The sequence below is a fragment of the Agrococcus jejuensis genome (genome assembly GCF_900099705.1).
Taxonomy (GTDB): Bacteria; Actinomycetota; Actinomycetes; order Actinomycetales; family Microbacteriaceae; genus Agrococcus; species Agrococcus jejuensis.
The window spans coordinates 2,683,723-2,696,053 of record NZ_LT629695.1; the positions used below are offsets into that span (position 1 = coordinate 2,683,723).

Sequence of the window (12,331 nt, forward strand, 5' to 3'; positions counted from 1 at the left end):
CCATCCTTGCAAGGTCTCGGCGGCTCCGCAGACGGCGCGGGTCGGATGCGGGATGCGGGAGGATGGAGCACGTGGCATCCCAGGTGAACCCTCCCCGCGGCATGCGCGACATGCTCCCCGCCGAGCAGCGTCGCCGTGCGCACGTCGCCGACGTCATCCGGGGCGCGTTCTCGGACCACGGGTTCGAGGAGATCGAGACGCCCGTCGTCGAGCTCGCGGAGCGTCTGCATGCCGGGCTCGGCGGCGACAACGAGAAGCTCGCGTTCGGCATCCAGCGCCGCGGCCTCACGGTCGACGACCTGCGCGGCGCCGAGAGCCCGGCCGACCTCAACGACCTCGGCCTGCGCTTCGACCTCACGGTGCCGCTCGCCCGGTACTACGCGACGAACCGCGCCGAGCTGCCCACGGTGTTCCGCTCGATCCAGATCGCGCCGGTGTGGCGCGCCGAGCGCCCGCAGGCCGGCCGCTACCGCCAGTTCGTGCAGTGCGACATCGACATCGTCGGCGAGCCCGGCATCCAGGCCGAGCTCGAGCTCGTCGCCGCGACGGGCGACGCGCTGCAGCGCCTCGGCCTCGCCGACGCGTTCGTGCGCGTCAACGACCGCCGCATCCTGCACGCGATGCTCGAGGCCGCGGGCGTCGCCGACGGTGCACGCGACGGCGCGCTCATCACGATCGACAAGCTCGACAAGATCGGCCGCAACGGCGTCGCGACCGAGCTCGACGGCCACGGCATCGACGGCGCCGCCGTGCTGGCGCAGATCGACGCGGTCGCGGCGGGGGACTGGTCGAACCTGCCCGACGAGGCGACCGAGGCCATCCGCACCCTGCTGGCCGTCGACGCCGCCGACCTCGGCGTGCGCCTCGAGCTCGACCCGTCGCTCGTGCGCGGCATGGGCTACTACACGGGCGTGATCATGGAGATCGCGCACCCGGCCGTGCCGTACTCGATCGGCGGCGGCGGCCGCTACGACGGCATGGTGGGCCGCTTCCTCGGCACCGACGTGCCGGCCGCGGGCATCTCGTTCGGCTTCGAGCGCCTCATCGACCTCGTCGACCTGTCGGCGGATGCGGACGAGGAGGTCGTGGGCATCCTGCACGACCGCGACGTCACGCCCGCGCAGCTCGTCGCGGCGAAGCGCCGCATCGTCGCCTCGGGCCGCGCGGTGCGCGTCGCGAAGCGCACGAAGAACGTCGCGCGCGTGCTCGACGCGCTCGCCGCATCCGGCGCCACGCACGTGCTGACGCTGCGTGCCGACGCCGACCCCGCGGGCGCGCTCGACGTCCAGCCGGTGCGCCCCGCAGACCCGACGACGTAGGCTCTCATCGGGTCACGCGCAGGCTGGTGCGAGACCCGCGAGAGAGACACCACCACCCCAAGCAAGGAGTCCCACGTGGCATCCATCGACGCACTGCTCGCCCGCGAGATCCTCGACTCGCGCGGCAACCCGACCGTCGAGGTCGAGGTGCTGCTCTCCGACGGCGCCGTCGGCCGCGCCGCCGTGCCGTCCGGCGCATCCACCGGTGCCTTCGAGGCCTACGAGCTGCGCGACGGCGACAAGGACCGCTACCTCGGCAAGGGCGTCGAGCAGGCCGTGGAGTTCGTGAACGGCGAGATCGCCGACGCGATCGAGGGCCTCGCCGCCGACGACCAGCGCATCATCGACCAGACGCTCATCGAGCTCGACGGCACCGCGAACAAGTCGCGCCTCGGCGCCAACGCCATCCTCGGCGTCTCGCTCGCCGTCGCGAAGGCCGCCGCCGACTCGGCTGCGCTGCCGCTCTTCCGCTACCTCGGCGGCCCCAACGGCCACGTGCTGCCCGTGCCGATGATGAACGTCATCAACGGTGGCGCGCACGCCGACACCGGCGTCGACATCCAGGAGTTCATGATCCTGCCGATCGGCGCGCCCACGTACCGCGAGGCGCTGCGCTGGGGCACGGAGACGTACCACACGCTCAAGAAGATCCTCAACGAGGGGGGCCTGTCGACGGGCCTCGGCGACGAGGGCGGCTTCGCCCCCGACCTGCCCACGAACCGTGCGGCGCTCGAGCTGCTCGTGCGCGCGATCGAGAAGGCCGGCTTCACCCCGGGCAAGGACATCGCCCTGGGCCTCGACGTCGCCGCGAGCGAGTTCTACGAGAACGGTGCCTACCAGTTCGAGGGTCAGTCGCGCACGAGCGCCGAGATGGCCGAGTACTACGCCGACCTCGTCGCGTCGTTCCCGCTCATCACGATCGAGGACCCGCTCGACGAGTCCGACTGGGACGGCTGGGCGCAGATCACCGAGCTGCTCGGCGACAAGGTGCAGCTCGTCGGCGACGACCTGTTCGTCACGAACCCCGAGCGCCTCTCGGAGGGCATCGCGAAGGGCGCGGGCAACGCGCTGCTCGTGAAGGTCAACCAGATCGGCACGCTCACCGAGACGTTCGACGCCGTGCGCATCGCCACGGCGGCGCGCTACGCGTCGGTGCTGTCGCACCGCTCGGGCGAGACCGAGGACACGACGATCGCCGACATCGCGGTCGCCCTCAACGTCGGCCAGATCAAGACGGGCGCCCCCGCGCGCTCCGACCGCGTCGCGAAGTACAACCAGCTGCTGCGCATCGAGGAGGACCTCGCCGAGGCCGCCGTCTACGCCGGCGCCGCGGCGTTCCCGCGCTTCCAGGGCTGAGGCTCGTAGCCTGAGCCCCATGGACGACCGGCCCGGCGGCATCCGCGGCCTCGGACGAGCCCTCGCCTCCACGGCGAGGGCTCGTGCCGAGCGCCGCGGCGCCGAGCCGCGCCGTGCGTCGGATGCGCAGGTCGGCCGCCTGCGCGTGTCGTGGACGCTGCTCGTCGTCGCGAGCCTCGTCGTCGTGGGCGCCTTCACGCTCGCGCCGTCGATCGGCCTGCTGCTCGAGCAGCGGCAGACGATCGCCGACCTGCAGCAGCAGGTCGCCGACCAGCAGGACTCGGTCGACGACCTCGGCGACCAGGTCGCCCAGTGGGACGACCCCGCGTACATCGAGGCGCAGGCACGCGACCGCCTCTTCTACGTCTACCCGGGCGAGACCGCCTACGTCGTCATCGACGACCGCGGCCCCGCCGAGTCCGTCGAGCAGGCGCCCGCCTTCACGACCGACCTCGTCGAGTCCCAGGGCGACTGGGTGCAGGCTGGCATCGCCTCGGTCGTGCTCGCTGGCCTCACCGACGCCGGCGCCGACGACCTCACGTCGGGCACGCCGCTCGACGCGCGCTGAGCCGCGCGCATCCCCCCTTCCTTGGAGCACCTCGTGATCGAGCACGCCACCGACGCCGACATCCAGGCGATGACCGAGCAGCTCGGCCGACCCGTGCGCGACGTCATCGGCGTCTCCGCGCGCTGCGGCTGCGGCAAGCCCGCCGTCGTCGTCACGAAGCCGCGACTGGCGAACGGCACCCCGTTCCCCACGTTCCACTACCTCACGCATCCCGACGCGACCATCGCGATGTCGCGCCTCGAGGCCGCGGGCGCCATGGTCGAGCTGCAGGAGCGGCTCGCCGACCCCGAGGTCGCAGCCGCCTACCAGCGGGCGCACGAGGCGTTCCTCGCCGAGCGCGCCGAGCACGGCGACGTACCCGAGATCGACGGCATCAGCGCCGGCGGCATGCCGACGCGCGTCAAGTGCCTGCACGCGCTCCTCGCCCACAGCCTCGCGGCCGGGCCGGGCGTCAACCCCATCGGCGACGCCGCCCTCGCGATGAGCGACTGGCAGCCCGAGACCTGCACGTGCAGCCGCCCCACGGCGGCGGGCGAGGCGGATGCGGTAGAGGGCGCGTCCTGAGCCGCTCGCCAGCAGGAGTAGCATCGTCAGTGCTGTCGCAACCCCTCCCGAGCAAGAGAGCTACTGCATCGTGACCACTCGCATCCTCATCGTCGGCGGTGGCTACGCCGGCTTCTACACCGCACGCGGCCTCGAGAAGATCCTCGGTCGTGGCGAGGCCGAGGTGACCGTCGTCGACCCGCTGCCGTACATGACGTACCAGCCGTTCCTCCCCGAGGTCGCGGCCGGCTCGATCGAGGCCCGCCACTCCGTCGTCTCGCTGCGCAAGCACCTGAAGCGCACCGCCGTCATCACCGCCCGCGTCACGGCGATCGACCACACGGCCAAGGTCGCCACGGTCACGCCCGAGGACGGCGACGAGTTCCAGCTCGAGTACGACGAGCTCGTGCTCACGGCCGGCGCCGTCTCGCGCACCTTCCCGATCCCGGGCGTCGCCGACGTCGCGATCGGCATGAAGACGATCGAGGAGGCTGCCGCCGTGCGCGACCGCCTCATCGCGAACTTCGCCCGCGCCTCCGTGCTGCCCGAGGGTGCCGAGCGCACGCGCCTGCTCACCGTCACGGTCGTCGGCGGCGGCTTCGCGGGCATCGAGGTCTTCGCCGAGCTGCGCTCGCTCGCGACGAGCCTCGTCGAGCTGTACCCGTCGATCGTCATGGACGACATCCACTTCCACCTCATCGAGGCGATGGGCCGCATCATGCCCGAGGTCAGCCTCGAGACGGCGAAGAAGGTCATCGCGCAGCTCGAGGCGCGCGACGCGCACGTGCACCTCGACACGCAGCTGAAGTCGGCCGTCGACGGCGTCATCGAGCTCTCGACCGGCGACACGTTCGAGTCGGACCTCATCATCTGGACGGCCGGCGTCATGGCCAATCCGATGGTGCGCAAGACGGGACTGCCGCTCGACGAGCGCGGCCGCGTCGCGGCGAACACGCACCTGCAGGTCGTCGACGGCGACGAGGTCGTGGCCCACGCGTGGACCGCAGGCGACGTCTCGGCCGTGCCCGACGTCTCGAAGACGCCCGGCCCCGGCGGCTTCTGCGTGCCCAACGCGCAGCACGCCGTGCGCCAGGGCAAGCTGCTGCCGAAGAACATCGTCGGCTCGCTGCGCGGCGAGGGCACCCGTGCCTACGTGCATTCGAACCTCGGCGCCGTCGCGGGCCTCGGCCTCGGTCAGGGCGCGTTCCAGAAGGGCAAGATCGGCTTCACCGGTCCGCTCGCCTGGATGGCGCACCGCGGCTACCACGGCATGGCCATCCCCATGTGGGAGCGCAAGCTGCGCGTGTTCGGCGGCTGGTGGAACAACTTCTTCCTGGGCCGCGACGACGTGCAGCTCGCCATGCGCGAGACGCCGCGCGAGGTCTTCGAGGAGTTCGCCTCGCGTCCGAAGCCCGCAGCCGACGCCGTCGAGGCGCCGAAGGCTGCCCCGGCCGTCGAGCCGGCGACCGCTGCCGAGCAGAAGGTCGCGGCCGACGCCGCCGACGAGAAGGCCGAGTCGAAGGCCTGATCCGCTCCTGACGACGAAGGGCCGGCACCGCGAGGTGCCGGCCCTTCGTCGCGTCCGGCCGGATGTGACGCTCAGCGGCGCACCGAGGGCGATCTTCCCTCGAGGGCTCGCTGAGCGTCACATCCTGCCCGCGCGGGCCGCGTCTCAGCGTCGCTGCTCGGCCAGGAACGACGCGACGAGCGGCAGGTAACCGGGCGCGAGCTGCGAACGGCGGTCGACGCCCTCGATCGGCTCGGCCACGAAGAGCCCGTGGTCGGCTTCCGGCAGCACCGCCGCGCCCGAGCGGGCGTTGGGCGGCAGCAGCCGCGAGTAGCCCTCGATGCTCGCGCGCACGGGGATGATCGGGTCGGCAGCGCCGAGCAGCACGAGCAGCGGGCACCGCACGAGCGGCAGCACGTCGGCCGGATCGAAGTCGAGGATGCCGCGCAGGAATCGCAGCGATGGCGCATCGTCGTACGGGTAGAGCGTCGGCGCGTACCAGGGCTCGCGCGCATGGGTCTGCTGCACGGCGATGACGTCGGCGATCGGCGCGTCGCTCGTCACGAGCCGCGCGCGCTCGTCGACCCACGCCATCGCGTCGTCGAGCTGGTGCCCCTCGAAGCCCTCGCGACGCAGGGTGCGCTCGAGCCGGTCGCGCTCCTGCGCGGCCGGCGTCGTCGCGGGCGTCGACTGCACGATGACGAAGTCGATGGCGGCGGGCTCCATCGCGGCGGCGAGCATCGCGACCCAGCCGCCCTGGCTCACGCCGTAGAGGCCGACGGGCTGCCCCGCAGTGGCAGGCCGACCGCGCAGCGTGCGCACGGCGTCGAGCGTCTCGCGGGCGCGGTCGTCGAGCGTCTGCGCCATCCAGTCGCCCGGCGAGCCGCCGCAGCCGGGCTTGTCGTGGCGCAGGACGACGGCGCCGGCGTCGGCGAGCCAGGTCGGTCGCCCACCCCACGCGTTGCGGTCGCCGTCGCCCGATCCGTCGACGAGCACGAGGCCGGGGAGGGGCGTCCCGTCGGGCACGCGGATGATCGCGTTGAGGTCGCCCATCTCGGTGGGCACGACCGCGTGGAGCTCATGGGCGTCGTCGACGACGCTCGCGCTGGCGCGCATGATAGGCACGCTATCAGCGCATTCGGCCCGCGCACAGAGGTCGTCCAGGATCGTCCCCCGGGGCGTTCCGCACCGGTCAGTCGCTGCGGCGCGACGATCCCGGCTCGGCGTCGTCGGGCGTCACGCCCTCCTCGGCCTCCTGCACGAGCGAGAGCGGCGACGTGACGTCCTCGAGCGACCGCCCGGCCGCGCTCACCCCGAAGATGCCGCAGATCACGCCGCCCGCGATCATGACGCACGACCCGAGCACGTAGCCCCAGAAGAGCGGGTCACGGTCGGTGCCGTCGCCGATGAGCGCGCCGTAGAGGGCCGGGGCAGCAGCGCCGACCAGCTGTCCGATCGAGAAGACGTACGAGATGACCTGGCTGCGCAGCTCGAGCGGGAAGATCTCCGAGACCGTGAGGTAGGCGGCGGATGCGCCTGCCGACGCGAAGAAGAACGAGGCGCACCAGAAGATCGTGTGCGTCGTCGCATCCAGCACGCCCTCGCGGAAGAGGAACGCCGAGACGAGCAGGATGAGTCCGGCGAGCACGTACGTGCCGAACAGCATGCGCCGCCGGCCCCAGGTGTCGAAGAGCCGACCGAGCACGAGCGCACCGGTGAGGTTGCCGACCGCGAAGGCGATGAAGTACTGCGAGGCCGTCGCAGGCGGGGTGTCGTAGAAGTTCTCGAGCACGAGCGCGTACGTGAAGAAGATCGCGTTGTAGAGGAACGACTGCGTCACCATCATCGTCACGCCGACGAACGTGCGGCGCGGGTACTCGCGGAACAGCACCTTCGCGATCGTGAGGAAGGGCACGCGGCCGATCTCGCGCACCGTGATGGCCTTCGACTCGTCGACGTCGGGGATCTGCTTGCCCTCGGCGCGGATGCGCTCCTCGATGTCGTCGACGCCCCGCTCCGCCTCCTGCTCGCGACCGTGCGTCATCTGCCAGCGGGGGCTCTCGGGGATGTGCCGACGCAGGTAGATGAGCGCGAGACCCAGCACGGGGCCGATGAAGAACGACAGGCGCCAGCCGACGTCCTGCGCGAAGAGGTCGGTGTTCAGGAACACCGAGGATGCGACGGCGCCGAGCGCCGCGCCACCCCAGTAGGTGCCGTTGATGGCGATGTCCACGCGACCGCGGTACTTGGCGGGGATGATCTCGTCGATCGCGGAGTTGATGGCCGCGTACTCACCGCCGATGCCGGCGCCGGCGACGAAGCGCCACAGGTAGAAGAACCACGGCGCGAACGACAGGCCCGCGATGGCCGAGCCCAGCAGGTAGACGCCGAGCGAGATGAGGAAGAGGTTCTTGCGGCCGAGGCGGTCGGCGAGCCTGCCGAAGAACAGTGCGCCGAACACCTGCCCCAGCAGGTAGAACGTGCCCGCGAGGCCCACCTGGGCCGCATCCATGCCGAGCGTCTGCGCGTAGCCGTTCGCGGCGACGATCTGCACCTCGAGGCCGTCGAGGATCCATGAGAACCCGAGGCCGACGACGATCATCCAGTGGAACCGCGACCACGGCAGCCGGTCCATCCGGGCCGGCACCAGCGACCGGTGCTCCTTCGGCTTCGCGCTCGTCGGCGACATGCGTCTCCCCGTCCTCTCGGCGGGCGTCGCCGGGCAGCGGCGTCCTCGTCTGTCCTATCGGGAGGGCACGGATGCGCGGCGGGGCGTTGACCGGGCGCTGGCGACAGGAGTAGGGGCGCGCGGGCGTAGGGTGCGAGGGTGCTCGACCTCGCCTCCGCGTCGCCGTTCGACGCCGCCGCGCACTGGCCGTCGATGGATGCGGCGACGCGGGGGCTCGACGCGCCCCTCGCCGCCCTGTCGCTGCCGGCGCTCGCCGCCAACGCCGCCGACCTCGTGCGCCGCGCGGCGGGCGTGCCGATCCGCGTCGCGTCGAAGTCGGTGCGCTGCCGCGCCGTGCTCGACGCCGTGCTCGCGCAGCCGGGCTGGCGCGGCATCCTCGCGTACACGCTGCCCGAGGCGCTGTGGCTGGCCGAGACGTGCGACGACGTCGTCGTGGGATACCCGAGCGTCGACCGTGCCGCGCTCGCCGCGCTCGGAGCATCCGAGGCGCTCGCGCAGCGCGTCACGATCATGGTCGACGACCCCGCGCAGCTCGACCTCGTCGACGCCGTCGTCGCGCCGAGCGCGCGGGCGACGATCCGCGTCGCGATCGAGCTGGATGCGTCGTGGCGCGGCCCGCTCGGGCACATCGGCCCGCGCCGCTCACCCGTGCACGCCGTCGCCGACCTCGAGGCGCTCGCGCGCGTCGTCGCCGACCGGCCCGGCTTCGACCTCGTGGGGCTCATGGCGTACGAGGGGCAGATCGCGGGCGTGGGGGATGCGGGCAGCCCGGTCGTGCGCGCGATGCAGCGCGCGTCGGCCGCCGAGCTCGCCGAGCGTCGCGCGGACGCCGTCGCCCGCGTGCGCGCCGTCGCCGACCTGCAGTTCGTGAACGGCGGCGGCACGGGCTCGCTCGAGCGCACGAGCGCCGAGCCCGCCGTCACCGAGGTCGCCGCCGGCTCCGGCCTCTTCGGGCCCGGCCTCTTCGACGGCTACCGCGGCTTCCAGCCCGCGCCCGCCCTCGGCTTCGCGTTGCCGGTCGTGCGCCGCCCGACGGCCGACGTCGCGACGCTGCAGTCGGGCGGATGGATCGCCTCGGGACCCGTCGGCGCCGACCGGCAGCCGACGATCGCGTGGCCGACGGGCCTGCGCACGCTCGCGCGCGAGGGCTTCGGCGAGGTGCAGACGCCCGTGCAGGGCGCCGCGGCGCGCGACCTGCGCATCGGCGATCGCGTCTGGATGCGCCACGCGAAGGCGGGCGAGGTCGCCGAGCACGTGGATGCGCTGCACGTCGTCGACGGCGGCGACGTCGTGGACACGATCCCGACCTACCGCGGCGAGGGCCGCACGTTCCGATGAGGCGCGCGTGACGTGGCGCACGGCATGATCTGGCGCAACTGGGGCAGGTCGCAGCGCTCGACGCCCACCGCCGTGCTCACCCCGGTCGACGCCGAGGAGGTCGCGGGCATCGTGCGCTCGGCGCACGAGCGCGGGCTGCGCGTGAAGCCCATCGGCGCCGGCCACTCGTTCTCGGCCGTCGCGGTCGCGCCCGGCATCCAGCTCGACCTCGCGAGCCTCTCGGGCCTCCTCGCCGTCGACGCGGCGACGCGCGAGGCGACGTTCGCCGCCGGCACGCCGCTGCATGCCGTCGGCGACTTGCTCGCCCCGCACGGCCTCGCGTTCGAGTCGATGGGCGACATCGACCGCCAGACCATCGCGGGCGCCGTCTCGACGGGCACGCACGGCACGGGCCTCGCGTTCGGCTCCATCGGCGCCACGATCGCGGCCGCGACGCTCGTCACCGGCACGGGGGAGGTGCTGCGCGTGAGCGCCACCGAGCACGCCGACCTGCTGCCCGCCGTGCGCCTCGGCCTCGGCGCGCTCGGCGTGCTCGTCGACGTCACGCTGCGCTGCGTGCCCGCGTTCACGCTCCACGCCGTCGAGCGCGTCGAGCCGCTCGAGGAGGTGCTGGAGGCGTGGCGCGAGCGCGCGGCGGGCGCCGACCACATGGAGTGGTACTGGTTCCACGGCACCGACCGCGCCATCACGATGACGCGCACGCGCGGACCCGCCGACGCCCCGCGCATCGGCCCCGGCCGCATCCGCCACCTCGCCGAGCGCGAGCTGCTCGCCAATGGCGCGTGGGGCGCGCTCTGCGGGGCAGCGTCGTCCGTGCCGGCGCTCGCGCCCGGCATCGCGCGCATCGCCGCGACGCAGTTCGCCGGCCCCGAGGTGCGCGACCGCTCCGACCGGGTCTTCGTCGCACCGCGCCGTGTGCGCTTCCGCGAGATGGAGTACGGCATGCCGCTCGACGCCGTGCCGAGCGCGTTCCGCGCCATGCGCGCGCTCGTCGAGCGCCGCGGCTGGCGCATCACGTTCCCCGTCGAGGTGCGCGCCGTCGCCGCCGACGACGCGCTGCTGTCGACGGCCCACGGCCGCGAGACCGGCTACCTCGCCGTGCACCGCTACTGGCGCGAGGACCCGCGCGAGCACTTCGCCGAGGTCGAGCGCATCCTGCTCGACCACGACGGCCGCCCGCACTGGGGCAAGCTGCACACGCAGACCGCCGCCGACCTCGAGCTGCGGCTGCCGACGCTCGCGGCGTTCCGCGTCATCCGCGACCGGCTCGACCCCGATCGCACGTTCGACAACCCGTACCTGCGCCGCACGATCGGCTGACGCGTCGCCGGTAGCGTGGTGCGCATGATCGATCCCGTGACCCTGACCTTCACGATCGTCGGCGCGGCTGTGGCCGTCATCGTGCTCGCGCTCGTCGTGTGGATCGTGCTCGGCGCCCGCAAGGTGGGGCGCGCCGTCACCGAGATCGAGCGGTCGCGCGCCGCGCTCGCGACCGCCCGCACGCAGCGCGACGCGGCGACGGGCACCGAGGTCGCCGCGGCCGAGGACGCCGTGCAGGCCGCCCGCCGCGCGAGCAATGCCGCGACGCGCGAGGGCGAGGCGCTGCGCCGGCGCTTCCCGACGTCGATGTTCGCCGGCCGCATCCCCGCAGCCGCATACGAGGAGTCGGGCGGCGGCACGGCCGAGCCGCCCCGCATCGCGTTCTAGTCGGGCCGCCCTCAGACGGTCAGCGCCGCCCGCACGTCGGCCGCCCACGTGCCCGGCCCCGTCACGTCGACGGCGCCCAGCCCCTGCCACGCCGCGGCCTCGTGCACGCGCGGCGCGATGCGCGCCGCGAGCTCGCCCGAGCGGTCGGCGAACGCCGGCTCGACGTGCGCGTGCTGCACGCGCAGCACGCCCGCGCGCCGATCGCTCTTGAGGTCCATGCGCCCCACGATCTCGTCGCCCACGACGACGGGCAGCACGTAGTAGCCGTGCTCGCGCTCCTCGGGCGGCGTGTAGATCGAGATCCGGTAGTGGAAGTCGAACATGCGCAGCGCGCGCGGCCGATGCCACGCGATCGGGTCGAACGGCGACAGCAGCGCCGTCGCATCCATGCTGCGCGGGATGCGCTGGCTCGCGTGCAGATAGGCGGGCGCACCCCAGCCGGCCACCGTGACGGGCAGCAGCTCGCCCGCGTCGACGAGCTGCTCCACGGCCCGCTTCGCATCGGCGAGGTAGGCGAGGCGGTGGTAGTCGCGCAGGTCGTCGACCGTGCCGACGCCGAGCGCGATCGCCGCGCGCCGCACGAGCTCGACCGTCGCCTCCTCCTCGGGCACGACGTGCTGCAGCGTCGCGGGCAGCGCGCGCTCGGCGACGTCGTACACGCGCTCGAAGCGCCGACGGCCCAGCACGACGAGCTCGCCGGCCCGGAACATCGCGTGCACCGCGTGATACGCGTCGCCGCGGTCCCACCAGCCGCCAGGGCCGCGCACGTTCGCCGGATGCTCGAGCTCGCCGACCGTCGACGGCCCGCGGTCGCGGATGATGGCGTGCAGCTCGGCGACGAGCGTCGCGTGGGCGTCGAACCACGCCGCGTGCTTCGCGCGGAACCGGTCGGCGCGGAAGCGCAGCAGCGGCACGTCGTCGACCGGCACGATCGCCGCCTCGTGCGCCCACAGCTCCGTCGTGCGACCGAGCACGCGCGGCCTGCGGTCGTGCGTCACGAGCCGATCGAGCAGGGCGCGGTCGTACGTGCCGAGGCGCGCGAGCATCGGCAGGTAGTGGCTGCGCTCGAAGACGTTGACGGTGTCGAGCTGCAGCAGCCCGAGCCGTGCGAACGCGCCGGAGAGCTGTCGCGTGCCGACGACGGGCGGGGGAGCGCCGAAGCCCTGCGCCGCGAATGCGATGCGTCGTGCCTCCGCCGCCGACAGCCGTGCTCGAGCCATGCATCCGACCCTACGGCGACCCTCCGACGCCCATCGTGCGCGCACAGCGGACGCATGTGCCGATCGGGGCACCCGCGTCGCTAG

Annotated in this window: 11 protein-coding genes; 8 read left to right on the forward strand and 3 right to left on the reverse strand. The window is 73.2% G+C overall.

The genetic code is table 11. The annotated features are described in order from the left end of the window. The first annotated feature begins 71 nt into the window (after positions 1-71). From BLQ67_RS12585 to BLQ67_RS12605, 5 genes are all read left to right on the forward strand, one after another. Positions 72-1,319, forward strand: a complete 1,248-nt coding sequence (locus BLQ67_RS12585) for a histidine--tRNA ligase (RefSeq protein WP_092505566.1) — start codon at positions 72-74, stop codon at positions 1,317-1,319. Between the two features lie 75 nt (positions 1,320-1,394). Next, on the forward strand, positions 1,395-2,675 hold the full coding sequence (gene eno / locus BLQ67_RS12590) for a phosphopyruvate hydratase (protein WP_092505568.1): 1,281 nt from the start codon (positions 1,395-1,397) through the stop codon (positions 2,673-2,675). A gap of 19 nt (positions 2,676-2,694) precedes the next feature. After that, complete coding sequence (locus BLQ67_RS12595; protein ID WP_092505570.1) at positions 2,695-3,243, forward strand: FtsB family cell division protein; 549 nt, start codon at positions 2,695-2,697, stop codon at positions 3,241-3,243. A 69-nt stretch (positions 3,244-3,312) separates the two neighbouring features. After that, the gene (locus tag BLQ67_RS12600; RefSeq protein WP_092506932.1) at positions 3,313-3,807 is read left to right on the forward strand and encodes a DUF501 domain-containing protein; all 495 of its coding nucleotides are present in this window, start codon (positions 3,313-3,315) and stop codon (positions 3,805-3,807) included. A 70-nt stretch (positions 3,808-3,877) separates the two neighbouring features. Next, the gene (locus BLQ67_RS12605; protein WP_092505571.1) at positions 3,878-5,314 is read left to right on the forward strand and encodes an NAD(P)/FAD-dependent oxidoreductase; all 1,437 of its coding nucleotides are present in this window, start codon (positions 3,878-3,880) and stop codon (positions 5,312-5,314) included. A 144-nt stretch (positions 5,315-5,458) separates the two neighbouring features. Here the strand turns inward: BLQ67_RS12605 and BLQ67_RS12610 are convergent, their stop codons facing one another. Both BLQ67_RS12610 and BLQ67_RS12615 read right to left on the reverse strand, forming a co-directional pair. Further along, positions 5,459-6,409: an alpha/beta hydrolase family protein gene (locus BLQ67_RS12610; protein ID WP_092505573.1), complete on the reverse strand. Its 951-nt coding sequence runs from the start codon at positions 6,407-6,409 to the stop codon at positions 5,459-5,461. Between the two features lie 76 nt (positions 6,410-6,485). Next, complete coding sequence (locus BLQ67_RS12615; RefSeq protein ID WP_092505575.1) at positions 6,486-7,982, reverse strand: MFS transporter; 1,497 nt, start codon at positions 7,980-7,982, stop codon at positions 6,486-6,488. 192 nt (positions 7,983-8,174) lie between these two features. On the opposite strand from BLQ67_RS12615, the gene BLQ67_RS12620 reads away from it, so the two are divergent. Genes BLQ67_RS12620 through BLQ67_RS12630 form a run of 3 tightly spaced genes read left to right on the forward strand, consistent with a single transcriptional unit; the run spans position 8,175 to position 11,027 of the window. Then, complete coding sequence (locus tag BLQ67_RS12620) at positions 8,175-9,320, forward strand: alanine racemase (RefSeq protein ID WP_092506933.1); 1,146 nt, start codon at positions 8,175-8,177, stop codon at positions 9,318-9,320. 24 nt (positions 9,321-9,344) lie between these two features. Beyond that, complete coding sequence (locus BLQ67_RS12625) at positions 9,345-10,640, forward strand: D-arabinono-1,4-lactone oxidase (protein WP_092506934.1); 1,296 nt, start codon at positions 9,345-9,347, stop codon at positions 10,638-10,640. Between the two features lie 24 nt (positions 10,641-10,664). Continuing rightward, on the forward strand, positions 10,665-11,027 hold the full coding sequence (locus tag BLQ67_RS12630; protein WP_092505577.1) for a hypothetical protein: 363 nt from the start codon (positions 10,665-10,667) through the stop codon (positions 11,025-11,027). Between the two features lie 11 nt (positions 11,028-11,038). On the opposite strand, the gene BLQ67_RS12635 is transcribed toward BLQ67_RS12630, so the two are convergent. Continuing rightward, positions 11,039-12,247 carry a winged helix-turn-helix domain-containing protein gene (locus BLQ67_RS12635; RefSeq protein WP_092505579.1) on the reverse strand — a complete coding sequence of 403 codons (1,209 nt, stop codon included), beginning with the start codon at positions 12,245-12,247 and terminating at the stop codon, positions 11,039-11,041. Positions 12,248-12,331 lie beyond the last annotated feature (84 nt).

Excerpts from the sequence above, each read along its gene's own strand:
- BLQ67_RS12595 (WP_092505570.1), top strand. The coding sequence starts at position 2,695 with ATGGACGACCGGCCCGGCGGCATCCGCGGCCTCGGACGAGCCCTCGCC.
- BLQ67_RS12600 (WP_092506932.1), top strand. The coding sequence starts at position 3,313 with ATGACCGAGCAGCTCGGCCGACCCGTGCGCGACGTCATCGGCGTCTCC.
- BLQ67_RS12610 (WP_092505573.1), bottom strand. The coding sequence starts at position 6,409 with ATGCGCGCCAGCGCGAGCGTCGTCGACGACGCCCATGAGCTCCACGCG.
- BLQ67_RS12615 (WP_092505575.1), bottom strand. The coding sequence starts at position 7,982 with ATGTCGCCGACGAGCGCGAAGCCGAAGGAGCACCGGTCGCTGGTGCCG.
- BLQ67_RS12620 (WP_092506933.1), top strand. The coding sequence starts at position 8,175 with ATGGATGCGGCGACGCGGGGGCTCGACGCGCCCCTCGCCGCCCTGTCG.
- BLQ67_RS12625 (WP_092506934.1), top strand. The coding sequence starts at position 9,345 with ATGATCTGGCGCAACTGGGGCAGGTCGCAGCGCTCGACGCCCACCGCC.
- BLQ67_RS12630 (WP_092505577.1), top strand. The coding sequence starts at position 10,665 with ATGATCGATCCCGTGACCCTGACCTTCACGATCGTCGGCGCGGCTGTG.
- BLQ67_RS12635 (WP_092505579.1), bottom strand. The coding sequence starts at position 12,247 with ATGGCTCGAGCACGGCTGTCGGCGGCGGAGGCACGACGCATCGCATTC.